Raw genomic sequence first — 26,982 nt, 5'->3', positions numbered from 1 at the left:
TGCTGACAGCGCCCTGTCAGCAGTCTTAGAGAACGGCTTCCAGCACCGGCTTCAGGTTCCCGGCCGTCAGCGTCACCGGGTTGCCGCCGCAGGAGGGGTCCTCAAGCGCCATGGCGACGATATCGTCCACCCGGTCGTCGGTCACGCCGATGGCGGACAGCTTGCGCGGAATGCCAAGGCGATCGTTGAAGGCCTGCACGAAGGTGCAGAAGCCCTCGAAGCCGCCTTCGATCCCCAGGTAGGGCGCGGCCACGTCGAAGCGGTCGCGGATCGCGTCGGCGTTCAGCTTCAGCACTTCGGGCATGAAGACCGCATTGGTGGTGCCGTGGTGGGTGTTGTAGACCGCCCCGATCGGGTGGCTCAGCGCATGGATCGCGCCAAGGCCCTTCTGGAAGGCGGTGGCACCCATCATGGCGGCGGACATCATGTTAGCGCGGGCCTCGATGTCGGTGCCGTCCTCGTAGGCCTGCGGCAGGTTCTCGATCACCAGGCGCATGCCTTCCAGCGCGATGCCCTGGGACATCGGGTGGTAGTGGGGGCTGGAGAACGCCTCGACGCAATGCGCAAAGGCATCAAGGCCGGTGCCGGCGGTGATGAACTTGGGCATGCCCACGGTCAGCTCGGGGTCGCAGATGACGACGGCCGGCAGGACCTTGGGGTGGAAGATGATCTTCTTCACGTGGGTCTCGGAGTTGGTGATGACGCTGGCGCGCCCCACCTCGGATCCGGTCCCGGCGGTGGTCGGCACGGCCACGATGGGCGCGATGCCATCGGGGTCGGCACGGGTCCACCAGTCGCCGATATCCTCGTAGTCCCAGACCGGGCGGGTCTGGCCGGACATGAAGGCGATCATCTTGGCCAGATCCAGGCCCGAGCCACCGCCGAAGGCGATCACCCCGTCATGGCCGCCCTCGCGATAGACCTTCAGGCCCTCTTCCAGGTTCTTTTCCGTCGGGTTGGCATCCACGCCAGAGAACATCTCGCGTCCCAGCCCGCCCGCGACCATCAGGTCGAGCGTCTTCTGGGTGATGTCCATGCTTGCCAGCCCCCGGTCGGTGACAAGCAGGGGCTTGCGGATATTGGCGGCGCCGCAGGCTTCGGCGATTTCCGCGATACGGCCTGCGCCGAAGCGGATTGCGGTCGGGTAGGACCAGTTTCCGGTGAGGGTCATGGGGTCTTCCTCAGGATTTGCGATAGTGATGCGATTTGGGACGGGTCAGTGCCTGGAAGCCCAGCACCGACAGGCCCGCGCCATGGCCGGTATCCTTGCAGCCGGTCCAGCAAAGTGCCGGGTCCAGGTAGTCGCAGCGGTTCATGAAGACGGTGCCTGTCTGAAGCTGCGGCGCGATGACCTCCATCGCCGCGGCGTCCTTGGTGAAGACGGCGGCGGTCAGCCCGTACTTGCAGTCGTTCATCAGGGCGATGGCCTCTTCGTCGCCCGAGACCGGCATGATGCCGACGACAGGGCCGAAGCTTTCCTCGCGCATGACTTCCATGTCGTGGGTCACGCCGGTCAGGATCTGCGGCGTCAGGTAGGCGCCGCCATCGTCTTCGGGCAGCGTCGGGATATGCGCGGTGGCGCCCTCGGCGACGGCAAATTCGATCTGCGCGCGCACGGTACCGGCAAAGCGCACGTTGGCCATGGGGCCAAGCGTGGTTTCCGGGTCCAGCGGGTTGCCCAGCTTCTGGCCCTTTACCCAGGCCACGGCCTTTTCGACGAAGGCGTCATACAGGCTTTCGTGGACGTAGATCCGCTCGATCCCGCAGCAGCACTGCCCGGCGTTGAACATGGCGCCATCCATCAGCCCGTCCACGGCCGCATCCAGCTCCGCATCGGCCCGGACATAGCCGGGATCCTTGCCGCCCAGTTCGGTGGCGACCGGCGTGAAGGTGCCTGCCGCGTCGCGTTCCACTTCGCGTCCGCCCCGAACCGAGCCGGTGAAGTTGATGAAGTTGAACAGGCCATCGGCCAGCAGGGCAGAGCTAACGGCGTGGTTGATCACGATGTTCTGGAACACATCCGCCGGCACGCCCGCGGCGTGGAACGCCTCGGCCAGGTGTTCGCCGACCTTCAGCGTCTGGACCGCGTGCTTCAGCACCACGGCATTGCCGGCGATCAGCGCCGGGGCCACGGTATTGATGGCGGTCATGTAGGGGTAGTTCCAGGGCGCGATCACGTAGACGAGCCCGTGGGGTTCGCGGGTGATCTTGCGGGTGAAGGCTGCGCTGTCCTCGATCACGATGGGGGCAAGCGCCTGCTCCGCGATATCGGCCATGTAGAGCGCGCGTTCCTGGAAGCCGCCGAATTCGCCGCCGTAGCGGATCGGGCGCCCCATCTGCCAGGCGAGCTCTTCGGTCATGCGGTCCGTCTGTTCACCGATGATGGCGACGGCCTTGCGCACCATGGCGATGCGGTCTGCTATGGGGGTGGCAGCCCATTCGGGCTGCGCCGCACGGGCGGCCTCGACGGCCGCGCGGGCGGCCCCCTCGTCCAGCAGTTCACGCTCCAGGTAGGTGGAGCCATCCACCGGCGAGATCAGTTTCACGGTATCGGTCATGGTCAGGCTCTTTCGAATCCGCGTTGCAATTCCCAGTCTGTGACGACTGCGTCGAAGGCTTCCTGTTCCCAGTCCGCCGCATGCGTGTAGTGGTCGATCACCGCATCGCCGAAGGCCTCGCGCAGCATGGCAGAGGCGGTGAGCGTCTCGCGCGCGGCGCGCAGCGTCGCGGGGATCTCAACGACCGCGGCGCTGTCATAGACGTCGCCTGCGGTGGGCGGGGCCAGCTGCAGCCCCTCTTCGATCCCCTTGAGGCCAGCGGCAATCTGCACCGCCATGCCCAGGTAGGGGTTCATGTCGCTGCCACCGATCCGGCATTCCATGCGCACGGCCTTGGATCCCTCACCGCAAAGACGGAAACCGGCGGTGCGGTTATCCACGGACCAGACGGCCTTTGTCGGGGCAAAGGTGCCCTTCTGGAAACGCTTGTAGGAGTTGATGTTGGGCGCCAGGAAGTAGGTGTAATCGGGTGCGTACTTGATGATGCCGGCGCAATAGCTCTTCATCAGGTCCGACATGCCCAGCTTGTCATCCGGGTCGAAGAAGACGTTCTTTCCGTCCTTCCACATGGACTGGTGGATATGGGTGGAGTTGCCGACCCGGTCGCGGTGCCACTTGGGCAGGAAGCTGGCCGAATGCCCCTTTTCCAGCGCGATGTCCTTCACGCAGTGCTTGGCGATCGTGTGGTAGTCCGCGCAATCCACGGCCGGGGCATACTTGATGTTCAGCTCTTCCTGGCCGACCTCTGCCTCGCCCTTGGTGTTTTCCACCGGGATGCCCGCCGCGTAGAGCGCGTTGCGCACCGGGCGCAGCACCACCTCGTCGCGCAGGGTCAGCTGGATCGAATAATCTTCGTTGTAGGGCGAGATCGTCGCGAGGTCAGTGTAGCCCGAGGCGCGGATCTCGTCATAGCTCTTGCGGAACAGGTTGAATTCAAGCTCCGTCGCCATCATCGGGGTGATGCCCATCTCTGCCAACCGGGCCACCTGTGCCTTCAGCATGGCGCGGGGGGAATGGGCGACGGGTTCGTGGCTGTGGTGATCCAGCACATCGCAGAGCACCAGCACGGTCCCCTCAAGCCAGGGCGCGGGGCGCAGCGTTTCCAGGTCCGGCTTCATGATGTAGTCGCCGTAGCCGCCCTCCCAGGAGGTCGCGGCGTAGCCTTCGACCGTGTACATCTCGAGGTCGGTCGCCAGCAGGTAGTTGCAGCAATGGCTTTCTTCCCAGGCGCTGTCGATGAAATGCGCCGCGTGGAACCGCTTGCCCATCAGGCGGCCCTGCATGTCGATGATGCAGGCCAGGACCGTGTCCACCTCGCCGCTCTTCACCTGTTTCTTCAACGTATCGAAGCTCAGTGCTGCCATGTTCTCTTCCCTCTTCTCTCAACCGGGTCTGGCGCGAAAGCCCTGAACCCGCAAGGGGGCGGCCCGCAAAGGCCGCCCCGTTCACGTCGCGTTATTTCCCGGCTCAGCCGAAGGTGTAGGGCGGGCCTGCCTTGGACGTCACGTCGTTGTAGTCGCGGAAGATCTTCACGATCTTGGCGGCCACTTCGCCTTCTTCGGCCATCTCGTCCCAGAAGGTGACGGCAGCCTCTTCGACGGCTTTCCATTCTTCCTGCGGGATCGAGCGCAGCTGCAGCTTGTCGCCCTGTGCACGCAGCCGTGCCTCGCCGCCCCAGTACCACTGGTTGCGGTAGGTGTGGCTGGCCTCGATGGCCGAGGAGACGATGCTCTTCAGGTGCTCGGGCAGGTCGGCCCAGCGTTGCTGGTTGACGAAGAAGGACCCGATCCAGGCGCCGGAGATGTTGTTGGTCAGGAAGTAGTCGGTCACATCCGCCCAGCCGACGGTGTAATCCTCGGTGATCCCGGACCAGGCCATGCCGTCAAGCTCGCCGGTCTGAACGGCAACCTGCGCGTCCTCGTAGGGGATGTTCACCGGCACGACACCGAATTGCTGCAGGAAGCGGCCCGCGGTCGGGAAGGTGTAAAGCTTCAGGCCCTCGAGATCCGCGAGGCTGGTGACTTCCTTCTTGGTGTTGAAGTTGCACGGATCCTGCCCGGCAGCCGACAGCCACTTGACGCCGACCTTGGCGTATTCTTCTTCCCAGATCTCGGCCAGGCCGTACTGGTTGAACAGCACCGGCACGTCGAGCGAATGCTTGGTGGCCAGCGGGAAGTAACCGCCGAAGTTGCGCACCGGGGTGGGCGAGGCCATCGAGTCGTCGTCCGAGTGCACGCCGTCCAGCGTGCCACGCTGCAGGGCCTGGAACAGCTCGCCCGTGGGGACGATCTGGTCGGCGTAGTAAAGCTCGATCTCAAGCTCGCCCTGTGCGGCGGCGTTGATCGCGTCGATGGCAGGCTTGGTGACTTCCTGGCCCAGGGCAGAGCCCGCGTAGGTCTGGAAGCGCCACTTGATGGCTTCCTGGGCGCGCAGGATGCCAGGTGCTGCCAGGGCTGCAGGGGCAGCCATCGCGGCCCCGCGCAGGAAGGAACGTCTGTTTGTCGGTGTCTTGGTCATCTGTCTTCTCCCATTGTTACGATTCGTGAGCCCCGTGAGCCGGGGTTCTGGTTGCTATTGGTAGACATTGTTGGGCAGCCATGTGGCAATCTGCGGAAAGACCATCACGATGACCAGTGCCAGGATCATCACCGCGACGAAGGGCGCGATGGAGCCATAGATATCCTTCAGCGTGATCTCAGGCGGGGCCATGGCGCGCATCAGGAACAGGTTGTAGCCGAAAGGTGGCGTCATGTAGGCGATCTGGCAGGTGATCGTGTAAAGGACGCCGTACCAGACCAGGTCGAAGCCCAGCTCGCCCACCAGCGGCACGTAAAGCGGTGCAACGATGACCAGCATGGCCGTGTCGTCCAGGAAGCTGCCCATCACCAGGAAGCTCAGCTGCATCAGGATGAGGATCATCCAGGGGCTCAGGCCCAGCTTTTCGGTGAACAGGAAGTCGATCGCCTTGACCGCGCCCAGCCCGTCGAAGACGGCCCCGAAGGCCAGGGCGGCCAGGATGATCCACATGAACATGCAGGAGATACCCAGCGTGTTGCGCGTTGCGGTCTCGAACACGGTCCAGGTCATCCGCCCCTTGAGGACAGCCGCCAGGAAGGCCGCGATGGCCCCGATGGCAGAGGCTTCCACCAGAGAGGTCCAGCCCTTCACGAAAGGCACCATCATGATCAGGAAGATCCCGACCGGCAGCAGGCCCGCGCGCATCAGGCGGAACTTCTCGGCCCGGGTCACCTGGGCGCGTTCTTCTTCCGGCAGGGTGGGGCCAAGCGACGGGTTCAGTGCGCAGCGGATCACGATATAGGCGATGAAAAGGCCGGCCATCAGAAGCCCGGGGCCCACGCCTGCCAGCCAGAGTTGGCCCACGGGCTGCCGCGCGATCATCGCATAAAGCACCAGCACCACGGAGGGCGGCACCAGGATGCCCAGCGAAGACCCCGCCTGGATCACGCCCGTCACCATTTTCTTGTCATAGCCGCGCTTCAGCAGTTCCGGCAAAGCGATGGTCGAGCCGATGGCCATGCCGGCGACCGAAAGCCCGTTCATGGCAGAGACCAGCACCATCAGTCCGATGGTGCCGATGGCCAGCCCGCCCTTGATGCCGCCCATCCAGACGTGGAACATCCGGTAGAGGTCATCGGCGATCTTGGATTCCGACAGCACGTAGCCCATGAAGACGAACATCGGCAGCGTCAGCATCGGGTACCATTTCATGAGCTTCATGAGGGCCCCGTAGCCCAGGTCGTAGCCCCCCTTGTCGCCCCAGAGCAGCAGCGCGGCCACCACGGCGACAAAGCCGATGGCGCCGAAGACCCGCTGGCCGGTCAGCAGCATCAGCATCATCGTGGAGAACATCAGCAGGGCGATCAATTCGTAGGACATGTCAGATCGTCTCTCCGCGCAGGCGCAGGACATCCTTGAAGAATTCCGACAGGACCTGGAGCAGCATCAGGAACAGCCCGATGCAGGTAATCAACTTGATGGGCCACATGATCGGCCGCCAGGAAGACGACGACCTTTCGACATAGCCGATGACTTCGCCGGCCGCATCCGGGCCGCCGGTAAGGAAGGCCTGGATCAGCTTGCCGAAGAAGGGCAGGGGACCGCCCATGAAATTCCCCAGCGAATAGGCCAGGCTGGCCAGCCCGCCGTAGATCATCACGCCAAGGTAGAAGATCAGGAAGAAGACGGTAAAGGCATCCATCCAGGCTTTCTTGCGATCCGAAAGCTCGGAATACAGCAGGTCCATCCGCACGTTCGACCCCAGCTGGATCGAATATGGCCCCCCCAGCAGGTAATAGGCGACCATCACGAACTGGGCGGTTTCAAGCGTCCAGAGGGAGGGCAGGAAAAACGTCTTGGAGATGGAGGACCACAGCAGGATGCCCATCAGGATGAACAGCCCGAACATCGCGAAACGCCCGATCAGCCAGTTCATACCGTCGATCCAGCGAATGTAGCCGCGCATGACCTTCATGCACTGCCCTCCGCGTGGCGCTGCGTGGCCATCTGGCCCATGGCCCGGCTGAGCACGCAACACAGCTGCTCTGCCACCTCGGCAACCTGGGCCTCCGTTTCGATCAGGTCATTGCGGACCTCGATCATCACGTTCAGCCTTTGCCGCGGCAGGGCATGCAGGGCCAGCGTATGGGTCACGCCATCGCTGGCGGAGTAGGGCGCGTTAAGCTCTGCCTTGAGGGCGCCGGACCAGTTCGCGATCATGCTGTCGGCCAGCCGGCTGTCGCTGTCGTGCAGCAGGCCGATTTCCGTCGCGCGGGGCTTTCCGTGCCAGAGCGGTGTGAAACTGTGAATGGTGACCAGCGCGCCGCCGTGCCGGTCCATGACCGTGGCAAGGGTGGTCCGGAAGGGCTCGTAGACCTCGCGCGTGCGGGCGTCGCGCTGTTCCTGGGTCAGGTCCCGGTTGCCGGGAACCTCGACCACCTCGCTGAGGCGGGGCATGGCGCTGTCTGCTTCGGGCGGGCGGTTGCAATCATACACCAGGCGAGAGACGCGCGACGCCACGAGCGGTGCGTGAAGCTGCTCCGACATGGCCTTGGCCAGTGCCAGCGCGCCGGGATCCCAGGCCGCATGGCTCAGCCGGTCCGCATCGCGCAGACCGAGGTTGGACAGGGACTTGGGAATGGCCGGGCTTGCGTGTTCGCAGGCCAGCACGACCGGCCCGGTACCGAGGGGGGTAAGGACCTCGGCGGCGGGCATTTCCTCATTCGACAGGATTTGTGGCGCGGTCTGCAGCATGCGCGCAGGAGAAGACGCCTCAGCCCGTGCTGTCAACGCAATTTTGTAGACATGGCTACAGCCCCTGAATAATTTGTAGAGACTGTTACATATCAGATCACTAAGGAGGCGCAGCCTGTGACGGAGGAGACCCGCCAGGAGGTCAAGGCAGCGATCCACGCCGCCAATGCACGCCTGACAGCGTCTGAAAAGCGCGTGGGCGAGATGATCCTGCGGGACTACCCGATGGCCGGGATGCAATCCGTGACCAAGCTTGCAGAGCTTGCCGAGGTCTCGACCCCCACGGTGATCCGCATGGCGCGCAAGCTGGGCTACGAGGGCTTCCCCGAGATGCAGACCGCCCTGCGTGAAGAGGTAGCAGAGCGGATCAAGGCTCCCGCGCTCAAGCGCGACGCCCGTGCCGAAAGCGGTGAACGCCATCTCATGCATCGATTCGCAGAGGCCGTGGTGGCCAATATCAACGCCTCTCTTGAGCGGCTGGATCCAGCGGTCTTCGATGCAGTGGCCAGCTTGCTGGCGGACAGCGCGCGCCCGGCCTACTTCGTGGGCGGTCGGATCACCCGGGCCAATGCCTCCAGTTTTCACAATCACATGCAGATCATCCGGTCCAACGTGACCCTGCTGAGCCAGACGCCGAACGTCTGGCCCCACTACCTTCTGGACATGGATGAGGCCGCCGTCCTGGTCGTCTTCGACATCCGCCGGTATGAGAAGGATCTGCAGAAGCTCGCGGAACTCGCCCATGCGCGCGGCGCGGCCATCGTGCTGTTCACCGACCAGTGGGGCTCACCGATCGCGGAAGTGGCGCAGCATGTCTTCCGCCTTCAGGTGGAGGCACCGTCGAACTGGGACAGCACCATCGCCATCATGGCCGTTGTCGAGGCGCTGATCGCGGACGTACAGGCCCGGCGTTGGGATGAAAGCCGCGACCGGCTTGAAGAGCTCGAGTCGATGTTCACCACCACCCGAGTCTTCAGGAACTTCACCTAGGCCTTGATCAGCGTCGCCATCCGCCGCAGCGCGTATTGGTAGCCTTCCGTGCCGCAGCCGGCGATCACCCCATCGGCGCGCAGCGAGACATAGGAATGGTGGCGGAAGCTTTCGCGCTTGTGCACGTTTGAGATATGGACCTCGATCACCGGGCCTTCGAAGGCGTTGAGCGCATCCAGGATCGCGACAGAGGTATGCGTATAGGCCGCCGGATTGATGATGATCCCATCGGCCTTTTCGCGGGCCTGGTGGATGCAGTCGATCAGCGCCCCTTCGTAGTTCGACTGGTAGAAGGCGCATTCCAGGTCAAGGTCGGCGGCCAGCGCGGCGCAATCCGCCTCGACATCATCAAGGGTCTCGTAGCCGTAAATCTCCGGCTGGCGGCGACCCAGAAGGTTGAGGTTCGGACCGTTGATGATCTGGATCAGTCCTGACATTGCGCAGCTCCGCTGTTGATGTGATTTGCCCTTCCTAAGCCCATCATTTGCAAAAGGCTATCCGCCCTCGGATGGGTTTGGCAGGGCTGCGGCCTTCGCGGCACGCTCCGGATCGAAGGACAGCCCAAGCGTGGCACAGACCGGGGCCAGGCTTGAATGGTCGCCCCCCGTCACGGCATCGCCATCCACGGTCAGGACGGTCACGCCGCTGCGTTCCAGCGCGCGCAGTCGGCTGTCATAGGCGTTGCAGAAGGGGATCCAGAACTCGGTAGAGCTGGAATGGACGCGCATGAAACTGGCGCGGGCGATGGAGCGCAGGACCGTCTCGCGGTCGCGTTTCACGATAACCCATGTGGCCTGAGGAAAGGCGCGGGCAAAGAGCGGCCAGAGCAGGGCAAGCTTGGGGTCCTTGTAGCCCCAGGGGCTTTTCCCGTCATAGCCTTCCGCGCGGATGATGCCGCGCATCCGGCGGGCAAGATCCGGAAAGGGCGGCAGGCTGTCGGTCCTGGGCAGGGGGGCGACTCCGCGCGGATCCGCCCCCAGGGCGGTCAGCGTGGGTTTCAGCAGCGTCTCTCGCAGGCGGCGGTTTTCCTGGAAGCCGGTGGGGTTCTCGGACGTGGCCGGTATGGTCTCACCCAGCCAGAGGCCATGGGCCGCAAGGATGCGGGTCGTCACGGAGGTGCCAGAGCGCGGAAGGCCGCAGATGAACACCGGCCTGCGCTCTGCCCGAAGCCGGGGTGGCTGGCTGTGCCGGGCGGGCAGGGGGGCAACAGGGCGCGCGGCCCAGGCCCGGGCGGTCTGCTCGATCCAGGGCGCGATCGCCTCGGCATCCAGGTGCTCTTTCTGAATGGTCGTGGCGGAGGGAAAGACCGAAGCCGCATCCGCGTCGCGGCCCCAGAACCAATGGGCGGTCCGGTTCATCACCGCCAGCAGCGGCACGCCGCAGAAGCCGGCCATGTGCCAATTGGCACTGTCGACAGAGATCACGCCGGCCAGCGGGCGGATCATGTCGACCGTGGCGACCGGGTTGCGGGTGATATCGGCCAGCGGGATGGCGCAGCGCGGATCGGCCAGCAGCAGCTTGCGCTCTTCCGTAGTCATGTCGTGTTGCAGGGCCAGGAACCGCGCGCCAAGGGGCAGCATGTCCAGAAGGAAAGCCAGCGGAACATGGCGTTCCTCGCGCCGATTCTGCCCAGATCCGCCACGCCAGCACAGGCCGAAGACGGGCTGGTCGAAGGCATGCCGCGTGGGCTGATCCAGCATCTGGGGCGGTGCGACCTTTCCCGTGCGCCGCCAGTGGCGCGCCACGAAATCCCCGGCCAGGTGGGCCGGCCCGCTTCGTCCGGGCGAGTCGAAGGGGGCGAAACTGGCATCGGGCAGGTAGCGCCGCACAAGGTGCCCGTATCTGGGCTGCCCGATGAAATGGCTGCGCGCATGGGCGCCCTCGGCCCGGATATGGGCCAGGTGAAACAGCACCTCTCCCAGCCCCTGCTCCAGCAGGATCACGTCCAGATCCTGAGTGGGATCATCAGGCAGTGGGGCGTAGGTCACGCCGTCTGGCAGGACCCTGGGGAAATTGATCGCCGCGTGGCGCGCCGTGAACAGCTTGAAGCCGATGCCGTACCTTCCGGCCCAAAGCGCATGGAGCCCGGCGCTGGTTCGGAAATCGGCAAGGGTGCGGGCGCTGATCCCGGGGTGTCGGCGCAGACGCTTGGCGGTGGCCGGGTCGCGCAGCCGCAGGGACAGCCGGTACCGCATGGTCGGCCAGAGTCCCAGCGGCAGCTCCTTGTTGAGCTTGCGCGCGGCCTCCAGGTCTCCCTGCCGGTAAAGCGCGCAGCCAAGCTGCAGGAACCCCAACGTCTTCTGTTCGTCGGCAGTTGCCCCGGGCTGATTGAGCCAGGGGGCGATCAGGGCGTGGCTCTGGCTGATCTGGCCATTGTCGAAGGCCCTGCTGGCAGCCGCGATATCCTTGGCCCGGCGTGCCTCCGGCGTGGGGGCGCCGTTCCTGTCCCCGGTCAGGGGGGCCGCCATTACCTCTCCTTTCGAGGGGTCAGAAGCTGCTGCGGGCGCACCCGTTCTGCCGCTTCGAAAAGAGCGAAGGTCTGGTTCACGTAATTGACCGCCCCGGTGATGTGATCAAGGTAGGCCTCAAGCTCCGGCGTCATCTCGGCTTCGATCAGCTGGGCGGACCGGTCCGGGCCATCGGCCTCGAACTGGCAATAGAACAGCGGCTCACCGCGCTTCAGGATGATCGGTTTGCTGGTGTCATGCCATTCAAAGGCCCACATCAGCGGACGCGGCCAGATATGGATCGGGAAGCGGCCGCCGAAGATCGTGCCGGGCAGCGGCACGGGGCGATAATGCAGGTAGGCATCAAGCTGGGTCAGGTAGACCGGTTCATCGCAGAGAAAGAGATAGGGCAGCTTGAGCTGCAGCACCGGGCGGTCCGGGTAGCGCCATTCCTTTTCGCTGACGAGCGAGAGCAGCTGGCTCAGCTTTCCTGCGCGCACCGTGCTGCTGTCACCGGCCAGGTTGCGCAGGACCGGGCGGCCCTTGTCGTCCCGGGTGAAGCCGATATTCAGATCGAAGGGGCAGGGGACCTCGAAGTAGCGGCTTTCAAGGTTCAGGATCGCCGGGCAGCGCGATGCGGACTTGGCATGGCTGCGCCGGGCGTCGCGGGAATTGACCCGTCGGGGCGGGTCGTAGACGATCGGGGAAGAGGCTTCGGAAAGCAGCCAGCCGATCCGCACCGGGCCATTGCCCGGATCGGTTTCGCCGCGCTGGTAAGAGATCGTGATGTCCATGGGCCGGTTCTGCGCTCCCTGGCGTTGCTCCCTCACTACCACCCGGGAATGGGTAAGGGTTTCAGAGGCCTGGCGCAAGAACTTCGGTCAGGGCAGCAGGGTCAGCCAGAACCACATTGTGAACAGGCAGACAGCGGTCGAGATCAACAGCGCCGAGGCGGCAGAGCGTTTTCCGCGGTTATAGAGATTGGCGAAGACATAGGTATTCACCCCGGGGGCGCAGGCGGCCGTCAGGACGGCGGACCGGAAGTCGCCGACGCTCAGGTTGCCCATCGTGCCGAAGATCCAGGTCAGGCCAGGGTGGATGGCCAGGGTCACCACGCAGATCATGCCGATCAGGCGCCAGTCGCCCTCGAGCTTGTATTGGACAAGCACACCGCCCACGGCGAAGAGGGCGCAGGGCAGGGCCGCGCGGGCAACCATGTCCATGGCATCGCCCAGCGACACCGGCACCGGCAGGCCGCTTAAGTTGACCGCGAAGCCGCAGGCCAGGCCGATGACCAGCGGATTGCGGGAAATCTGGGTGACGATGCGGCGCGCAAGGCTCCAGGCGTCCAGCCCGCTGCCGCCGGCGCGCACGATCTCCATCGCGACGATGCCGATCGTGTAGCCCAGCGGCGCATGGATCGCGATGATGGCGAAGTTCGCATCCAGCGCACCGGTTCCGAAGGCCCGTTCCGTGATCGGCACCCCCAGCATCATGGAGTTGGAGAACAGGCAGCAGAAGCCGATCACCACGCTGTCCTGGGCATCCCGCCCAAGCGCACGTGCGCCGAAGAGGCCGATGAAGAAACAGGTGATCGCCGCGGCATAGAAACTGAGCAGAAGCGGCAGGTGGAAGGCGGCGCCGACGTCGAACTGGGTGATGGCGCGGAAGAGCAGAATGGGGAAGGCGACGCCCTGGGTGAAGCGCATCAGCCCGTCGATCACCGATTGGTTCACGATCTGCACCCGCGTCGCCAGGTAGCCCGCGCCGATCACCATGAAGACCGGCAGGACGATGGTCAGCAAGGCGCTCATGCGGCACTGATCGGGCGGTCAGATCTCATATGTGATCTGAAGTCCGTCATAGGCAGGAATGATATGTTCTGGCGTTTCATCGGCCATCGCCTGGTAATCTAGGTCGATGTGCATGTTGGTAAGGACGGCGCGCTCCGGCGCGGCGCGGGCGATCCAGTCCAGCGATTGCTCAAGGTGGCTGTGGGTGGGATGCGGCTTGCGGCGCAGGGCATCAAGCACCCAGCAATCAAGACCTGCACAGGCTTCCCAGGCCTCGTCGCTCATCTTGGCGACATCGGGCAGATAGGCCAGGTCGCGGATCCGGAAGCCGAGCGCGTCGATGGAGCCATGGTTGACCCGGAAGGGCAGCAGCGTGATCGGGCCGCCGGCGCCCTTGATGGTGAACGCCCCCTCGATCGTATGCATCTCTAGGATCGGGGGATAGGGAGAGCCCTCTGGCTGCACGAAGGCATAGCCGAAGCGGGAATACAGGCTTTCCTGCGTGTCGCCATCGGCCCAGACGGGCAGCCGCTTGTGGGTGTTGAAGACGATCTGGCGCAGGTCGTCTATGCCATGCACGTGATCGGCATGGGCATGGGTAAAGGCCACCCCGTCCAGCTCACCGATCCCGGCATCCAGAAGCTGCGCACGCATGTCGGGTGAGGTGTCGATGAGCACACGAGTCGTGCCCTCGGCGCCTTCCTGTTCCACCAGCATGGAGCAGCGGCGGCGGATGTTCCGGGGGTTGGCGGGGTCGCAATCGCCCCAATGGCCGCCAAGCCGGGGCACGCCGCCGGAAGAGCCGCAGCCAAGGATCGTGAAACGCAGTTGGGCCATCAGGCAACGCCCTCTTTCTGCCAGGCCGCGGCCTTGGCGAAGAGGCGCTCGAAATTGGCCTGGGTGCGTGCTGCGAAGGCAGGGTAGTCCAGCCCGAAGATCTCTGCGCCGACCTTTGCAGTCAGGGCGCTGAAGGCGGGTTCGTTGCGCTTGCCGCGATGGGGTGGCGGAGCCAGGTAGGGGCTGTCCGTTTCCACAAGAATCCGATCCAGCGGGGCCGCGGCGAAGATGTCGCGCAGCTCCTGGCTTTTGGGGAAGGTGGCGATGCCGGACATCGACAGATAGAAACCCAGGTCCAGCGCGGCCTTCGCCAGCGCCTCTGTCGAAGAGAAGCAGTGCATCACGCAGTCAAAGGCGCCGTTCGCATGTTCCTCGCTCAGGATGCGGGCCATGTCGTCATCGGCGTCGCGGGAATGGATGATCAGCGGCAGGCCGGTAGCATGTGCGGCGGCGCAATGGATACGCAGGCTTTCCTGCTGCTCTTCGGCGCTTTCGGCCGTGTAGTGGTAATCAAGGCCGGTCTCTCCGATCCCCACCATCTTGGGGTGTTTCGCGATCTCGACCAGCTGGTCGAAACGCGCCATCGGCTCCTTGCCGACGGACATCGGGTGGGTCGCCGCAGCATAGAAGACCGGGTCATGGGCCTCTGCGATGACGCGGACAGAGGGTTCGTTGACCAGCTTCGTGCAGATCGTCACCATCCGGGTGACGCCGGCCTCTGCTGCGCGGGCAATCACCTGGTCCAGTTCGCCTTCGAAATCCGGAAAGTCGAGATGGCAATGGCTGTCGGTGATCTGGGCAATATCGGTCATCATTTTCCTGTCTGGTCGTCCCGCCTTCCGCGAAATGCCGGAAGGAAGTCAGCGGGCCTGAGCCTCTGCGGCGGCTTTGGAAAGCTTGAAAACCGTATCTAGGATGAGTGCGGCAGGGTCAAGGTTGACCGCCAGACCGTGACGCAGACGCGCGCCGATCTCCTGGGCTTCTGCCGCCCAGATCCGCGCTGCGGCGGGAGTTGGGGCAAGCCGGGCAAAGGCCTCTGCCTCACCGGGGGCGGCTTCGGGGCTGGGCATCTGGCCGGTCGCCCCCGCGATGGCAAGGCGGGACAGCGCCTGGTCCAGCAGGACGACCATCAGGGCGCGCCGTTCCTCCGCGCCGCGTGCGGCGGCGGCTTCGGCCAGGGCCTGGGCACGGGCCCGGTCGAACCGTGGCATGTCGCGCAGCATGGCGATCCATTGCGCGTAAAGGGCCAGCCCGTCCAGGTTCGTCAGCCGCACGGCCGCCCCGACAGAGCCTTCGGCAAGAGCGGCCAGGCGCTCTGGTTGCTCAACGGTCATGCCGGCCTGGTCCATGGCCTCTGTCATGTCCGCAGGTGACAAGGGGTGCAGCCGCAGCATCCGGCAGCGCGAGCGGATCGTGGGCAACAGGGCAGAGGGTTGGTGCGTGACCAGCAGCAGGGTGGTCCGTGCGGGCGGCTCTTCCAGCAGTTTCAGCAGCGCATTCGCGGCAGAGACGTTCAGCTCATCGGCGGCATCCACGATCACCACCCGGCGTCCACCATCGGCCTGCGACAGCGAGAAGAAGTTCTTCAGGCGCCGGGCCTCGTCCACCGTGATCTGGTCCTTGATGCGCCCGGTCTTCTCGTTGTGCCCGCGCCGCAGGACGAAAAGCCCCTGTTCAGAGCCCGCCACCATGCGGCGCGCGACCGGGTGGTCGGCGGAAACCGCCAGTGTCTCTGCCAGCTCCGGGGCCAGCCCGGCGCCGCCGAACAGGCCATCTGCCTCAGCGGCGGGATCCGGGGTTGCCAGCAGGAAGCGCGCGATGGACCAGGCCAGGGTCGCCTTGCCGGAGCCGCGCGGCCCCGTGATCATCCAGCCATGGTGAAGGCGCCCGGTGTTGAAGGCATCCAGGAATTCCGTTTCCGCCTGCGACTGACCGATCAGCCGCAGGGTATCGCGGGGGTGGGGGGCGCCTTCGACGCGGTCGGGTTCCGGCAGATCCTCTTCGCTCATGCCAGGGCCTCGGCAAGTTCTGGCAGGGCCTTGGTGAGCCGCGCGAAAACCTCGTCTTCAGAGCCGGCGCCGGCAACCACGCGGAACCGTGGTTCAGTCGCGGCCAGCTCCAGGAAGCCCGCGCGCATTCGGTCCTGTAGGTCCTGGCCGAAGCCTTCAAAGCGGGTGTCCGCGCCCTGTCTGCCAAGCGCGCGGGACAGACCCTCGGCCGGGTCCATGTCGATCAGCATGGTGATGTCCGGCTCCCGCCCGATCATCAGCGCATGAAGCTTGTCGACGGTCTCCCTCAGGTCGCCGCGCGACAGGCCCTGGTACATCCGCGTGCTGTCGGCAAAACGGTCGCAGATCACCACGGCCCCGCGCTCCAGCGCCGGCGCGATCGTGCGTTCCAGGTGGTCCCGCCGGGCGGCGGTGAACAGCAGGATCTCCGTTTCGGCTGACCAGCGATCCGGGTCGCCGTTCAGCACCAGCGCGCGGATCTCCTCTGCGCCGGGCGAGCCGCCGGGTTCCCTGGTCAGGACCACGTCCCGGCCGGCCGCGCGCAGGGCTTCGGCCAGGCGGCGGGCCTGGGTCGACTTGCCGGATCCGTCGATCCCTTCGAATGAGATGAAAAGCCCAGCGACCATGGTTCTGCTCTTCAGGAGGCCGCCTCGGTGGCGGCACCTTCATCGGCCGGGCCACGATTGATGCGGCGCATCAGGTAGGTGGCGGCGGATTGGACCTTGGTCAGGAAACCACCCTGGGGAACGGCCGTTGCCGCAACCAGCGGCACGCTGCGTTCCGGCAGCCCCTCGGGGCGCAGGATCAGCCTGCCCAGCTCTTGCCCGGCGTCGATGGGGGCCTGGATCGGCCCGTCGAAGACCGCCTCGGAGGTCACCCCTTCAGAAGCCTGCAGCACCGGCACCAGTGTGATCAGGTCCTCGGTCACCGTCAGCCCCACTTCGGAGGCCGCGCCCTGGAACACCGGGGCAGTGGTGATCACTTCGCCGGCGGGGACGAGCGTGGTTTCGCGAAAGTTGCGAAAGGCCCAGTTAACGACGGAGCGGCTTTCCTCTGCCCGGGCCTGGACGCTGTCCAGCCCCGACAGCACGAAGACAACGCGACGATCGCCCTGCTTGGCGCTGCCCACAAGGCCGTAGCCCGCTTCCTGGGTATGGCCGGTTTTCAGGCCGTCCGCCCCGATCCCGAGGCCCAGCAGCGGATTGCGGTTGTGGATGTTCTGCGGCGCGCGGCCGTCGAACTTGTACTCCGTCTCCGAGAACAGCGGGTAGAACTCCGGGAAGTCCTCGATGATGCGGGTGGCGATCAGCGCAAGATCCCGCACGGACATGCGCTGGTAGGGGTCGGGCCAGCCGTTCGAATTGGCGAAGCTGGAACTCGTCATGCCAAGCTGTTGCGCCCGCTGGGTCATGTAGCGGGCAAAACCGGCCTCCGTGCCATCGGGGGACAGCGCCTCTGCGATGACGGCGCAGGCGTCATTGCCCGAGAGCACGATGATGCCTTGCAGAAGGTCGCGGACCTTCACGTGATCGGTCGTGTCCAGGAACATGGTCGAGCCGCCGTAATCCATCGCGTGCTGGCTGACGGGCAGTCTTTCATCCAAGCTCAGCCGCCCATCGCGGATGGCCTCGAAGGCGACGTAGAGCGTCATCAGTTTCGACATGGAGGCCGGCGGCAGCGGCGTATCCGCATCCTTGGCCAGCAGCACTGTCCCGGTGCTCAGGTCCGCGACATAGGCAGCACGGGCGCTGGTGTCGAAGGCCGCTGCGGGCAGGGTGCTTGCGGCCAGGCAGGCCGTGACAAGCAGGGCCTTGAGGGCAGGAAGAGGTTTGCGGGGCATCATGAGGGGCTCCTGCTTGGCGTTCTTGGGGCGTGCGGCTGTACCATCATGCCTGTCTTTGCTGACTTTGGTAACCGGAACGCCATGGGGAAGGCCAGCGCTTTCCGATCAAATCCAGGTCAGCTCTGCCATGTAGCAGCGCAAGTTGCGTCTTTCAGAATCAAGCGCCGCCCGCTAGAGCCTTCCGCGTCGGAGGAGTGGCAGAGTGGTCGATTGCACCGGTCTTGAAAACCGACGTACGTGAAAGCGTACCGTGGGTTCGAATCCCACCTCCTCCGCCATCATCCCGATCGCAGCACTTGCCGTGTCGCTAATCCCCTTGCTCGCTAGGGCATTGCACGGGAATGTCGACAAGGGGGATCACCAAGAACATCTCTCCGCCCTGTGCAGCCGGCCCAGCCATCATCCGCGGTCGGCCTGCCTGAAAATACCGCTCATGTCGGTGCTCCATTTTCGGGCCGTGACACATGCTGCGTTAGCCAGATCTTTCCAGGCTGACGTTGAAATATCCGGGTTTTCGCTTCATCACGGCCCGAATCTTCGATACTTAGAAGCTAAATTCATTCATGTGATAGGCAGATGGCGATAAAACTGGATCAAATCGATTGCCGCATCCTGCATGAGCTGCAGCGCGATGCCTCCCTGTCTCAGCGCGCGCTGAGCGAAAAGGTGGGGCTGTCCCAGAACGCCTGCTGGCGCCGCCTCAAGGCGCTGGAAGAAGCCGGCGCGATCCGCAATCGCACCCTGGTGCTGAACCGCGAAGCCGTGGGCGCCGGGCTGGTCGTCTTCGTGATGATCCGCACACGCCACCATTCTGCGGACTGGCTTGAGACCTTCCGCAGGCATGTCGCCCAGATCGAGGACGTGGTGGATGTCTTCCGCATCGGCGGCGAATACGACTACATGCTCAAGATCGTGACGCGGGACATGGCAAGCTACGACGCCTGCTATCGCCGCCTCATCTCCCAGATAGAGCTTGAGACGGTCACCTCCTTCTTCGCGATGGAGGCGATCGAGGAACAGCGCCCGATCCCGCTGACACCGACCCGGGGGTAGGGGCCTTTCTGCCGTCAGCGCACGGCGGGGTCGAAGGGACGATCCGCCACCAGATCCGCCATCATCTGGCCGGTCCCGCAGGCCTGGGTCCAGCCGTTGGAGCCATGTCCGAGGTTGAGGAACAGGTTGCCGTAGCGTGTCTTTTCCACCCGTGAGGGGCCATCGGGCGTCATCGGGCGGAACCCGTGCCACAGCGCGGCGGCTTCGTAATCGGCGGCGCCGGGGAACAGCTCTGCCACCCGGGCTTTCAGGCCGTCCAGCACCGGCGCCGGCATCCGGTCGTCGAAGCCGGCAAGCTCTGCGATGCCGGCTGCGCGCAGGCGGGTCCCAAGGCGGGTGATCATCACCTTGGAATGCTCGTCCATGACGGAAGAGCGCGGCGCGGCGGTCTCATCCGTGATCTCGGCGGTCAGGGAATAGCCCTTCACCGGGTAGACCGGCACGTTGAGACCAAGGGGCTTCAGCAGGTCGATCTGCGGGCCCGTGGCAATCACCACCGCGTCCGCTTCGATCTCTTCCGGGCCGACCTTCACGGCGGTGATCTTTTCGCCCGCCAGACGCAGGCCCGTGACCCGCGTGTCATAACGGAACTGCGCCCCTTCCGCCGTGGCCAGGCGCGCCAGCGCCTTGCAGAACAGGTGGCAGTCGCCGGTCTCATCGGTTGTCAGCTGCAGGCCGCCGGACAGGGGCACGTCACTGCGCGCCAGCCCGGGCTCGACCTCCAGCACCTCGGCGGCCGTTAAAATGCGGTGCGGGATCCTGAGCTCGGTCAGAACCGCAGAGGACCGCTTGCCGCCCTCCAGCTCATCAGGGGTCTGGAACACCTGGAGCACGCCGCCTTCGCCGTGGTCGTACTCGATTCCGGTTTCCTGTCGCAGGGCGACCAGGCAGGCTTTGGAGTAATGCGCGACCTTCTGCATCCGGGCCTTGTTGGCGGCAAAGCGCTCTGGCGTGCAATTGGCGACGAACTGCGCCAGCCAGCGCCATTGGTGCATCGAAACGCGCGGGCGGACCTTCAGCGGGGCAGAGGGCTGGAACATCCATTTCGCCGCCTTGAAGGGCATCCCCGGCGCGGCCCAGGGACCGGCGAAACCGGGGCACACCCCCCCGGCATTGCCGAAGGAGGTCTCAAGCCCCGCGCCTTCGCGCGCTTCCAGCACGGTGACCTCGTGGCCGTCGCGGGTGAGATACCAGGCAGAGGTGACCCCCACCACGCCGGCGCCAATGACGATGATCTTCATGGGCCTGCCTCAGTAGGTGCCGGGATAGCTGCCGCCGTCCACCAGCAGGTTCTGCCCGGTGACGAAGCCCGCGTTCTGCGAACACAGGAAGGCGAAATAGGCGCCCAACTCCTCGGGACGGCCCATCCGGCCGGCCGGGTTGCCCGCCGCGCGCTGCGCATGCAGCTCATCGGCTGTTGGGCCGCCGGGCTCCACCATGCCTTCGATGTGCTCCCGCTGGGCATTGGTGTCGAAGGGGCCGGGCAGCAGGTTGTTGATCGTGACGCCCCTGGCGATGGTCTGACGCGCCAGCCCGGCGGTAAAGCCCACCAGGCCAGAACGCGCGCCATTGGACAGGCCCAGCTCAAGCTGCGGGATCTTCACGGAGCGCGAGACGATGTTGACGATCCGGCCCCAGCCGCGATCCATCATGCCATCGACCACTTCCCGCATCATCAGGATGGGGGGCAGCATCATCAGGTCCACCGCGGCGATCCAGTCTTCGCGGCTCCAGTCGCGGAAATCGCCGGGCAGCATGCCGCCGGCGTTGTTCAGCAGGATGTCGGGCGCGGGGCAGGCCTCCAGGATCTTGGCCCGGCCGTCTTCCGTCGTCACGTCGGCGCTGACCCAATGCACGGTCGCGCCGGTCTCTGCCCGGATTTCCTGTGCGGTCTTTTCAAGCTGCGCGGCGTCGCGCGCGGCGATGGTGACCTCTGCGCCCTCGGCGGCGACGGCCATGGCGCAGGCACGGCCCATGCCGCGGCTGCCACCGGTCAGAAGCGCACGGCGCCCCCGGATCCCCAGATCCATAGTCTTCTCCTTCAGTCTTTTGCCGGCTCGGGCGCGATGCGCACCAGGGCCGAGAGAGCCGCGCTGGCCTGCCCCAGGCGGGAGGTCCGCCGGTCAGAGGTCAGCACGTTCGGGTTGCCGTTGCGCTCGATGCCGGTCTGCGGGTCCGGATCGAACCAGGCGCCGGTGGGCATGACCAGCACGCCGGGCCGCACGCCGGTGTCCGGGCGCAGGGTGGCAAGGCAGCTGCCTCGATCATTCCAGAGGCGCACGGTGTCCCCGGCCTGCATGTCGCCCATATCAGCGGGGTTGATGCGCAGCGGCGCGGGCGCGCCGCTCATGCCCGCAGGGGTATGCCAGAGCTGGCTGTGAAGCTGCTTCTCGGGCTGGTTGGTCACTAGGTGGAACTGACCTTCCTCGGCAGAGCCCAGCCATTCGACGGGATGCGCGAAATGGGGATGCCCCGGGGTCTCTTCATAGCCGAAATCCGCGACGGCCTGGCTGAAAAGCTCGATCCGGCCGGAGGGGGTGGCAAGGCGATTGCCCTTTGGATCGGCCCGGAAGCCTTCCATCAGCACTTCGGGCGCCTCCGGCGCGGGCACGGGCCACAGCCCCATGTCCCGGAAGCTCTCGAAATCGGGAACCTCGATCCCCTCCTTGGCGCCCCGGGCCTCAGAACCGGCCCACATGCGGCGCAGCCAGCCGTCTTCCGACAGGCCCTCGTCAAAGGTGTAGCGGCAGCCCAGGCGGTCTGCCAACGCGGCGAAGATGTCACGATCATTGCGCGCCTCGCCCTGCGGCGGAACAAGCGCGCGCATGAAGGCCACGAAGTGGTCGCGGGAGGTGCCGCCGATGTCGTTGCGCTCTGCCGTCGTGGTGGCGGGAAAGACGATGTCGGCACGCCGGGCGGTGGGCGTCCACCAGGGCTCATGCACGATGATGGTTTCGGCCCGGGACCAGGCCTCCTGGACCTTGGAAAGGTCCTGGGCGTGGTGGAAGGGGTTGCCCCCCGCCCAGTAGATCATGCGGATATCGGGCAGGGTGATCTGCTGGCCGTTGAACTCCAGCGTCTCGCCGGGGTGCAGGATGGCATCCGCCCAGGCGGCGACAGGGACGGACATGCCCTTGTTCGCCAGGCCGGGAAGGGAGGGGACGTAGCCGCGTCGCGCGTTCACGCCGACCCCGCCCATGGAGCCGTAGCCAAAGGTGAAGCCACCCCCCGGCAGGCCGATCTGGCCCAGCATGGCCGCCAGGGCGATCAGCGCCCAGAAGGGTTGTTCCCCGTGGTCGGCCCGTTGCAGGGACCAGGCGGCAGAGAGCATGACGCGGCCTTCGCGGATCTGCTCCCAAAGCGCCTGAAGCTGTGCCTGGGGCACATCGGCCTGTTCCGCCGCCCAGGCCAGCGTCTTGGCCGTGCCATCCGTCTGGCCGGTCAGATAGGCCACTAGGGCCTCGTGCCCGGTGGTATAGGCCTCAAGGAAGGCGATGTCGGCGCGGCCGCTGATCCAGGCCTCATGGGCGAGGGCCAGCATGATGGCGGTGTCGGATCCGGGGCGTGGCTGGATGAGATCCGCCTCAAGCCCCGGGGGCACGTCCTGCGCAAGCGGCGAGATCACGATAAAGCGGCAGCCGCGCGCCTGTGCCTTGGCGACCAGGTCCGGCGTGGTTTGCCCGACCGACCCGCCGGAGCTGACGCGCCAGTTCTTCGGGTTCAGCCCGCCGAAGGCCACGACCCTGTCGGTATGTTCGGCGATGCTTTCCCAGCTGGTCGAGGCATGAGAGACGGACTCGATGGAGCCGACCACATGGGGCAGGATGGCCGCTGCCGCGCCCCAGGAGTAATTCCACTGCTGATCGGTAAAGCCCCCCGCGGCGGCCAGGAAGCGGCGGACCTGGCTGCGCGCGTGATGCAGACGCCCGGCAGAGGACCAGCCATAGCTGCCCCCCATGATCGCGGTCGGGCCGTGATCGCGGTACATGCGCTCCAGCTCACCCGCGGCAAGGTCCAGGGCGGTCTCCCAGTCCACCGGGATCATGTCGTCCCGGCCCCGCGCATCGCTGCGTCCCGGCCCGTTTTCCAGCCATCCCCGGCGGATATGGGGGCGGTCGATACGCAGCGGCGAATGCACCAGTTCGGGCCATGCGCCGACCATGTCCGGGTCAGCGCCGTTGAGAGGGGCGGCGCCGATCAGCCGCCCCTCCTTCACCTGGGCGCGGAATGCGCCCCAGTGGGCAAGCGAGACAGGGCCAAGGTCACCCGGCCCGGTCGCTGCGGCATCGTCCGCAGGCGTGTCGGTCTGGATCATATCCCCGGCCATCTCCGTCACTCGGCCGCGATCTTCGGCGCGGACAGGCCGTACTTCTCGGCCAGACCCAGCTTTTCAAAGGCCTTCAGGCCCTTGGCCAGGATCTCCGGTTTTGCCGGTTGCAGCGGCGAACGCAGCGGCCCCGCGGGCAGACCCACGGCGCGCATCAGCGTCTTCATGGAGACCGGGTTGATGGTCGAATAGGCGAAATGCAGCATGTCCAGGTTGTCCAGCCAGGCCTGGCGGTGGTTGAAGGCATCCTCACCGGTTTCCCAGGGCTTGGAGATGACGGCCATCTCCTGCGGGATGATGTTGCCGGTCATGTTCGCCGTGCCGTGGCCGCCAAGCGCCATGGTGGGGACCACCAGGCCAAGGTTGGGAGAGCAGCAGCACATGATCGACATGTCGGGCTTGGCCGCGCAGACCTGGGCCACCTGGCCGACGCGCGTGGTGCTTTCCTTCAGCACGACCATGTTGTCGTGCTTGGCCAGCTTCAGGATGTTGTCCCAGTGCAGGTCGGTCTTCACCCGCGGCGGGTTGTTGTAGAAGCCCATGGCGATATCGGTGCTGTCCAGCACCTCCATGGCGTAATCGGTGATCGCGTCGTTGTCGGCGCAGATATAGGCGGGCGCGGCCATGATCACGCCGTCGGCGCCGGCCTCCTTGGCGAAGCGGGTGTACTCGATCGTGGTGGCCGTGTTGTTGCCGGTCACGCCGTAATACATCTGCATGTTGCCCGGCTTCATCTTCGCGGTCTCCGCGATGATCGCCTTGCGCTCCTCGAGCGACAGCATGGAAACCTCGCCGGTGGAGCCCATGATCAGCACGGCGTTGGTGCCGTTCTCGTGGTGCCAGTTCAGCAGGGTGCGGAAGCCCTCGAAGTCGACGGAGCCGTCTTCGTTCATCGGGGTGATCAGGGCAACGAAAGAGCCAGTGGGCTTGATATGGGTCATGGGAATTAACCTCCTGGGAAGAGTTCGGGGACCAGCAGCTTGGGCAGGCCCAGGACGATATCGGGGATCCAGAGCGACAGGATCGCCACGAAGACGGTAAGCAGGCAGATCGGCGCGGCAGCCAGCATGCAGCGGCCAAGAGAGGCCCCCGCGATCTGGGACGCGATCAGCAGGCAGATGCCGTAGGGCGGGGTGATCAGCCCGACGGACAGGGTGATGGTGCTGATGATGCCCATGTGAACCGGGTTCACGCCAGCGGTGTCGCCCAGGGCCTGGATGATCGGCAGGAAGATGAGCGTGGCAGAGATCGGGTTCAGCACCATGCCGACCAGCAGCAGGAAGCCGATCAGCATCAGCATGATCAGGAAGGGCGTCTGGGTGACGCCCAGGATGAAGTCCACCACCATCTGGGCGGCGCCCAGGTAGGCGATGAGCCAGCCGAAGATGCCCGCGCCAGCAACGGTGAACATCGGGATGGCGAAATCCACCACCGCATCGGAGAGGATCTTCGGCAGGGCTTTCAGGGGCACGTCGCGGTAGATACCGATCGACAGGAACAGCGCCCAGAGAACCGCGGCAATCGCGCCCTCGGTCGGGGTGAAGATGCCGCCCACGATCCCGCCCAGGACGACGACCGGGATCATCAGCGGGGCGGCGCCACGGAACAGCACGCGGCCCATCTTGGGGAAGCCGGGGAAGGGGTTCGCCGGGTAGCCGTAGCGCACCGCCAGCACGTAGGTATAGGCCATCATGAAGAAGGCCACGAGCAGACCGGGCACCACGCCGCCCACGAACAACGCCCCGATGGAGACATTGCCGAAGGCGCCGTAGACGATCAGGATGATCGAGGGCGGGATGATCACGCCCAGCGTCGAAGAGGCGGCCGTCAGGGCGGCGGCGAAGGGGGCAGGGTAGCCTGCCTGCTTCATCGCCGGGATCAGGATGGACCCCACCGAGGCGGTATCGGCCGCGGCAGAGCCCGAGAGGCTGGCAAAGACCATGGAGACGAAGACGTTCACGTGACCCAGGCCGCCGCGCACGTGGCCCACGGTGGCATCCGCGACCTCCAGCAGACGCGATGTGATGGACCCCGCGTTCAGGATCCGCCCCAGCAGCATGAAGAAGGGCACCGCCAGCAGGGTGAAACTGTCCACCCCGGCGAACATCTGGTTCACCACGGAGATCAGCGGCAGGTCCTGCTGCAGGATCACCACGGCAGAGGAGAGCACAAGGGCGAAGCCGATGTTCACGCGCAGCGCGATCATTACGAAGAAGACGACAAGAAGAAGGACGAGAGGGTTCATGCCTTGGCGCCTCCGAAGGGGTGACGCAGAAGCGTGACTGTCTGCTCGATCAGGAAAATGGCCATCAGCCAGCCGGAAACCGGCAGGGGCAGGTACATCCAAAACCGCGAAATCCCAAGGGATTGCACCTCGCCAGAGGCCCGCATGTTGGCCAGGGTCCAGCCATGTACGCCCAGCAGCCAGGCCACGCAGAACCCGGCGATGAGCGAGATCACCTCGACCGCCAGGCCGACCGCGGGGCGGTGGGTCGGCAGCATGTCGACGATGTAATGCGACCCGGTCCGCAGACCCAGGGCGGCGCCCACGAAGATGAGCCAGGTGAAGAGAAGAAGGGCGAGATCGCCGGTCCAGATCATGGGCGCGTTCAGCAGGTTGCGCGCGATGACCTGCAGGCCCACTGTGGCGATCATGCCTGCGAAGGCAAGCCAGGCTACCAGTCGGATGACCGCTGCGATCCCGTCACACAGACGGTTCAGCATGGAGTGTCTTTCAAAAGGGCCGCCCCTCTCCCGAAAGGAAAGAGGCAGCCAGGTCATGAATGTCCCATGGGGACATTCGGGGGAGCATCTTCGGCGCGGGCCCGAAGGCCCGCTGCCATGGGGATCACTGCGTCAGCAGCTCGTATTCTTCGGTCAGGTCCAGCTCTTCTGCCAGTTCGACCTGCATCGGGGCGACGACCTCCATGAAGGCGGTCTTGTCGGGGTGGGTCACGGTCACGCCATGCTCGGTTTGCAGCGTCTCGACCAGCGCGGAATCATAGCCCTTCGCCTGTTCGACACCAAAGGCGTTGGCATGGGTGGCGGCATCCTGGACGATGGTCTTCAGATCGTCCGGCAGCTTGTTCCAGGTCACCTCGGAGATCGAGGTGTGGTTCAGCTGAAGCGTATGCTGGGTCAGCGCCAGGTTCGGGGCGACCTCGTACAGCTTGGAGCCCGCGTAGCCGGGCAGCGAGCTTTCCATCGCCTGGGCGACGCCGGTCTGCATGGCGGCGTAAAGCTCGCCCCAAGCGACCGTCACGGGCAGCATGCCGAAGGCGGACCAGGTCTTGCTGTCCATCGGGGAGGGCGGGGTGCGCATCTTCAGGCCTTCAAGATCGGCCGGGGATTCGATCGACACATCGGCAGCCGACATGTTGCGCGCGCCCGACGCGCCAAGCGCCAGAAGGTGCATCCCCGCGCCACGCTCTTCGTAGACCTGCTGGAAGTGCTCGGCCACCGGGGTGCCGGGGCCGACGATTTCCAGCGCCTCATCCATGCCGGCGAAGAGGTAGGGCATGGTGAAGATCCCGTACTCGGGCACCTGCTGCACGGCGTTGGAGGTGGTGGAAATCATGATGTCCACGGTGCCGAAGGCCATCTCGCCGATCACGGCGGGGTCCTGGCCCAGCTGGCCGCTGTCGAAGATCTTGACCTCGACGCGGCCGTCGGATTCCGCCTCGATCTCTTCCTTCATGGTTGCGGCCATGTCGTTGTAGGGGTGGGGCGATTTCACCAGGGTGTGGATACGCAGGGTGTAGTCCGCGGCCATTGCCGTCCCGGCGAAGGACAGAGTGGCGAGCGCGGTGCCCATGGCCAGCAAGGTGCGTCGAGTCGTTTTCATAGGTCTTTTC

General features: G+C 65.4%; 25 protein-coding genes and 1 tRNA gene. 3 read left to right on the top strand and 23 right to left on the bottom strand.

What is annotated here, in order from left to right:
• Positions 1-25: 25 nt before the first annotated feature.
• The 7 genes from HCZ97_RS03715 to HCZ97_RS03685 all read right to left on the bottom strand — a co-directional run bounded on the left by HCZ97_RS03715 (position 26) and on the right by HCZ97_RS03685 (position 7,829).
• Positions 26-1,171 (bottom strand): iron-containing alcohol dehydrogenase, encoded by a 1,146-nt coding sequence (locus HCZ97_RS03715; RefSeq protein ID WP_167687325.1) that lies wholly within the window; start codon positions 1,169-1,171, stop codon positions 26-28.
• 10 nt (positions 1,172-1,181) lie between these two features.
• The gene (locus tag HCZ97_RS03710; RefSeq protein ID WP_167687324.1) at positions 1,182-2,558 is read right to left on the bottom strand and encodes an aldehyde dehydrogenase family protein; all 1,377 of its coding nucleotides are present in this window, start codon (positions 2,556-2,558) and stop codon (positions 1,182-1,184) included.
• Between the two features lie 2 nt (positions 2,559-2,560).
• Positions 2,561-3,922, bottom strand: coding sequence for a glutamine synthetase family protein (locus tag HCZ97_RS03705; protein ID WP_167687323.1), 1,362 nt, complete (start codon positions 3,920-3,922; stop codon positions 2,561-2,563).
• 103 nt (positions 3,923-4,025) lie between these two features.
• Positions 4,026-5,075 carry a TRAP transporter substrate-binding protein gene (locus HCZ97_RS03700; RefSeq protein WP_167687322.1) on the bottom strand — a complete coding sequence of 350 codons (1,050 nt, stop codon included), beginning with the start codon at positions 5,073-5,075 and terminating at the stop codon, positions 4,026-4,028.
• Between the two features lie 54 nt (positions 5,076-5,129).
• Positions 5,130-6,455 (bottom strand): TRAP transporter large permease subunit, encoded by a 1,326-nt coding sequence (locus HCZ97_RS03695; RefSeq protein WP_167687321.1) that lies wholly within the window; start codon positions 6,453-6,455, stop codon positions 5,130-5,132.
• A 1-nt stretch (position 6,456) separates the two neighbouring features.
• Entirely contained in the window at positions 6,457-7,050 is a 594-nt protein-coding gene (locus HCZ97_RS03690) for a TRAP transporter small permease subunit (RefSeq protein WP_167687320.1), read from the bottom strand.
• Entirely contained in the window at positions 7,047-7,829 is a 783-nt protein-coding gene (locus tag HCZ97_RS03685; protein ID WP_167687319.1) for an N-formylglutamate amidohydrolase, read from the bottom strand. The genes HCZ97_RS03690 and HCZ97_RS03685 overlap by 4 nt, the downstream gene beginning before the upstream one ends.
• 117 nt (positions 7,830-7,946) lie before the next feature.
• On the opposite strand from HCZ97_RS03685, the gene HCZ97_RS03680 reads away from it, so the two are divergent.
• The gene (locus tag HCZ97_RS03680) at positions 7,947-8,819 is read left to right on the top strand and encodes a MurR/RpiR family transcriptional regulator (RefSeq protein ID WP_368484314.1); all 873 of its coding nucleotides are present in this window, start codon (positions 7,947-7,949) and stop codon (positions 8,817-8,819) included.
• Here the strand turns inward: HCZ97_RS03680 and aroQ are convergent.
• The 9 genes from aroQ to HCZ97_RS03635 all read right to left on the bottom strand — a co-directional run bounded on the left by aroQ (position 8,816) and on the right by HCZ97_RS03635 (position 17,745).
• Positions 8,816-9,256, bottom strand: a complete 441-nt coding sequence (gene aroQ / locus HCZ97_RS03675; RefSeq protein WP_167687318.1) for a type II 3-dehydroquinate dehydratase — start codon at positions 9,254-9,256, stop codon at positions 8,816-8,818. The two genes, HCZ97_RS03680 and aroQ, sit on opposite strands and share 4 nt — an antisense overlap.
• A gap of 57 nt (positions 9,257-9,313) precedes the next feature.
• The gene (locus HCZ97_RS03670; protein WP_167687317.1) at positions 9,314-11,287 is read right to left on the bottom strand and encodes a sulfotransferase; all 1,974 of its coding nucleotides are present in this window, start codon (positions 11,285-11,287) and stop codon (positions 9,314-9,316) included.
• Positions 11,287-12,060 (bottom strand): hypothetical protein, encoded by a 774-nt coding sequence (locus HCZ97_RS03665; protein ID WP_167687316.1) that lies wholly within the window; start codon positions 12,058-12,060, stop codon positions 11,287-11,289. The genes HCZ97_RS03670 and HCZ97_RS03665 overlap by 1 nt, the downstream gene beginning before the upstream one ends.
• An 87-nt stretch (positions 12,061-12,147) precedes the next feature.
• Positions 12,148-13,080, bottom strand: a complete 933-nt coding sequence (locus tag HCZ97_RS03660; RefSeq protein WP_167687315.1) for an AEC family transporter — start codon at positions 13,078-13,080, stop codon at positions 12,148-12,150.
• A gap of 18 nt (positions 13,081-13,098) precedes the next feature.
• Positions 13,099-13,896 (bottom strand): MBL fold metallo-hydrolase, encoded by a 798-nt coding sequence (locus tag HCZ97_RS03655; RefSeq protein ID WP_167687314.1) that lies wholly within the window; start codon positions 13,894-13,896, stop codon positions 13,099-13,101.
• Complete coding sequence (locus HCZ97_RS03650; RefSeq protein ID WP_167687313.1) at positions 13,896-14,708, bottom strand: TatD family hydrolase; 813 nt, start codon at positions 14,706-14,708, stop codon at positions 13,896-13,898. The genes HCZ97_RS03655 and HCZ97_RS03650 overlap by 1 nt, the downstream gene beginning before the upstream one ends.
• Positions 14,709-14,756: 48 nt before the next feature.
• Positions 14,757-15,905, bottom strand: coding sequence for a DNA polymerase III subunit delta' (locus HCZ97_RS03645; protein WP_167687312.1), 1,149 nt, complete (start codon positions 15,903-15,905; stop codon positions 14,757-14,759).
• Entirely contained in the window at positions 15,902-16,531 is a 630-nt protein-coding gene (tmk, locus tag HCZ97_RS03640) for a dTMP kinase (RefSeq protein WP_167687311.1), read from the bottom strand. The genes HCZ97_RS03645 and tmk overlap by 4 nt, the downstream gene beginning before the upstream one ends.
• A gap of 11 nt (positions 16,532-16,542) precedes the next feature.
• Positions 16,543-17,745 (bottom strand): D-alanyl-D-alanine carboxypeptidase family protein, encoded by a 1,203-nt coding sequence (locus HCZ97_RS03635; protein WP_167687310.1) that lies wholly within the window; start codon positions 17,743-17,745, stop codon positions 16,543-16,545.
• 191 nt (positions 17,746-17,936) lie between these two features.
• On the opposite strand from HCZ97_RS03635, the gene HCZ97_RS03630 reads away from it, so the two are divergent.
• Both HCZ97_RS03630 and HCZ97_RS03625 read left to right on the top strand, forming a co-directional pair.
• Positions 17,937-18,026: transfer RNA gene (locus HCZ97_RS03630), tRNA-Ser, on the top strand.
• A gap of 298 nt (positions 18,027-18,324) precedes the next feature.
• Complete coding sequence (locus HCZ97_RS03625; RefSeq protein ID WP_167687309.1) at positions 18,325-18,801, top strand: Lrp/AsnC family transcriptional regulator; 477 nt, start codon at positions 18,325-18,327, stop codon at positions 18,799-18,801.
• 14 nt (positions 18,802-18,815) lie between these two features.
• Here HCZ97_RS03625 and HCZ97_RS03620 read toward each other — a convergent pair whose 3' ends face one another.
• From HCZ97_RS03620 to HCZ97_RS03590, 7 genes are all read right to left on the bottom strand, one after another.
• Positions 18,816-20,042 (bottom strand): D-amino acid dehydrogenase, encoded by a 1,227-nt coding sequence (locus tag HCZ97_RS03620; protein ID WP_167687308.1) that lies wholly within the window; start codon positions 20,040-20,042, stop codon positions 18,816-18,818.
• Positions 20,043-20,051: 9 nt separating this feature from the next.
• Positions 20,052-20,831, bottom strand: a complete 780-nt coding sequence (locus HCZ97_RS03615; RefSeq protein WP_167687307.1) for an SDR family oxidoreductase — start codon at positions 20,829-20,831, stop codon at positions 20,052-20,054.
• 11 nt (positions 20,832-20,842) lie between these two features.
• Positions 20,843-23,116: a molybdopterin-dependent oxidoreductase gene (locus HCZ97_RS03610; RefSeq protein WP_167687306.1), complete on the bottom strand. Its 2,274-nt coding sequence runs from the start codon at positions 23,114-23,116 to the stop codon at positions 20,843-20,845.
• Positions 23,117-23,133: 17 nt separating this feature from the next.
• Positions 23,134-24,069: a dihydrodipicolinate synthase family protein gene (locus tag HCZ97_RS03605; RefSeq protein WP_167687305.1), complete on the bottom strand. Its 936-nt coding sequence runs from the start codon at positions 24,067-24,069 to the stop codon at positions 23,134-23,136.
• A gap of 5 nt (positions 24,070-24,074) precedes the next feature.
• Complete coding sequence (locus HCZ97_RS03600) at positions 24,075-25,373, bottom strand: TRAP transporter large permease (protein WP_167687304.1); 1,299 nt, start codon at positions 25,371-25,373, stop codon at positions 24,075-24,077.
• Positions 25,370-25,852 carry a TRAP transporter small permease gene (locus HCZ97_RS03595; RefSeq protein WP_167687303.1) on the bottom strand — a complete coding sequence of 161 codons (483 nt, stop codon included), beginning with the start codon at positions 25,850-25,852 and terminating at the stop codon, positions 25,370-25,372. Before HCZ97_RS03595 ends, HCZ97_RS03600 begins: the two co-directional genes overlap by 4 nt.
• 124 nt (positions 25,853-25,976) lie before the next feature.
• A complete protein-coding gene (locus HCZ97_RS03590) occupies positions 25,977-26,972 on the bottom strand; it encodes a TRAP transporter substrate-binding protein (protein WP_167687302.1) in 996 nt (331 codons plus the stop codon).
• Positions 26,973-26,982: the final 10 nt, after the last annotated feature.

Origin of the sequence: Pseudooceanicola sp. HF7 (assembly GCF_011806405.1) — a bacterium.
Taxonomy (GTDB): domain Bacteria; phylum Pseudomonadota; class Alphaproteobacteria; order Rhodobacterales; family Rhodobacteraceae; genus Pseudooceanicola.
The sequence above is the reverse complement of the archived record's forward strand: the minus strand, read 5'-3'. Positions and strand labels throughout refer to the sequence as shown.

Coding starts and splice junctions, on each gene's coding strand:
- HCZ97_RS03590 (WP_167687302.1), bottom strand. CDS start 26,972: ATGAAAACGACTCGACGCACCTTGCTGGCCATGGGCACCGCGCTCGCC.
- HCZ97_RS03710 (WP_167687324.1), bottom strand. CDS start 2,558: ATGACCGATACCGTGAAACTGATCTCGCCGGTGGATGGCTCCACCTAC.
- HCZ97_RS03665 (WP_167687316.1), bottom strand. CDS start 12,060: ATGGACATCACGATCTCTTACCAGCGCGGCGAAACCGATCCGGGCAAT.
- tmk (WP_167687311.1), bottom strand. CDS start 16,531: ATGGTCGCTGGGCTTTTCATCTCATTCGAAGGGATCGACGGATCCGGC.
- HCZ97_RS03650 (WP_167687313.1), bottom strand. CDS start 14,708: ATGACCGATATTGCCCAGATCACCGACAGCCATTGCCATCTCGACTTT.
- HCZ97_RS03595 (WP_167687303.1), bottom strand. CDS start 25,852: ATGCTGAACCGTCTGTGTGACGGGATCGCAGCGGTCATCCGACTGGTA.
- HCZ97_RS03625 (WP_167687309.1), top strand. CDS start 18,325: ATGGCGATAAAACTGGATCAAATCGATTGCCGCATCCTGCATGAGCTG.
- HCZ97_RS03610 (WP_167687306.1), bottom strand. CDS start 23,116: ATGATCCAGACCGACACGCCTGCGGACGATGCCGCAGCGACCGGGCCG.
- HCZ97_RS03615 (WP_167687307.1), bottom strand. CDS start 20,831: ATGGATCTGGGGATCCGGGGGCGCCGTGCGCTTCTGACCGGTGGCAGC.
- HCZ97_RS03645 (WP_167687312.1), bottom strand. CDS start 15,905: ATGAGCGAAGAGGATCTGCCGGAACCCGACCGCGTCGAAGGCGCCCCC.
- HCZ97_RS03620 (WP_167687308.1), bottom strand. CDS start 20,042: ATGAAGATCATCGTCATTGGCGCCGGCGTGGTGGGGGTCACCTCTGCC.
- HCZ97_RS03685 (WP_167687319.1), bottom strand. CDS start 7,829: ATGCTGCAGACCGCGCCACAAATCCTGTCGAATGAGGAAATGCCCGCC.
- HCZ97_RS03600 (WP_167687304.1), bottom strand. CDS start 25,373: ATGAACCCTCTCGTCCTTCTTCTTGTCGTCTTCTTCGTAATGATCGCG.
- HCZ97_RS03690 (WP_167687320.1), bottom strand. CDS start 7,050: ATGAAGGTCATGCGCGGCTACATTCGCTGGATCGACGGTATGAACTGG.
- HCZ97_RS03660 (WP_167687315.1), bottom strand. CDS start 13,080: ATGAGCGCCTTGCTGACCATCGTCCTGCCGGTCTTCATGGTGATCGGC.
- HCZ97_RS03605 (WP_167687305.1), bottom strand. CDS start 24,069: ATGACCCATATCAAGCCCACTGGCTCTTTCGTTGCCCTGATCACCCCG.
- HCZ97_RS03715 (WP_167687325.1), bottom strand. CDS start 1,171: ATGACCCTCACCGGAAACTGGTCCTACCCGACCGCAATCCGCTTCGGC.
- HCZ97_RS03705 (WP_167687323.1), bottom strand. CDS start 3,922: ATGGCAGCACTGAGCTTCGATACGTTGAAGAAACAGGTGAAGAGCGGC.
- HCZ97_RS03695 (WP_167687321.1), bottom strand. CDS start 6,455: ATGTCCTACGAATTGATCGCCCTGCTGATGTTCTCCACGATGATGCTG.
- aroQ (WP_167687318.1), bottom strand. CDS start 9,256: ATGTCAGGACTGATCCAGATCATCAACGGTCCGAACCTCAACCTTCTG.
- HCZ97_RS03635 (WP_167687310.1), bottom strand. CDS start 17,745: ATGCCCCGCAAACCTCTTCCTGCCCTCAAGGCCCTGCTTGTCACGGCC.
- HCZ97_RS03655 (WP_167687314.1), bottom strand. CDS start 13,896: ATGGCCCAACTGCGTTTCACGATCCTTGGCTGCGGCTCTTCCGGCGGC.
- HCZ97_RS03700 (WP_167687322.1), bottom strand. CDS start 5,075: ATGACCAAGACACCGACAAACAGACGTTCCTTCCTGCGCGGGGCCGCG.
- HCZ97_RS03670 (WP_167687317.1), bottom strand. CDS start 11,287: ATGGCGGCCCCCCTGACCGGGGACAGGAACGGCGCCCCCACGCCGGAG.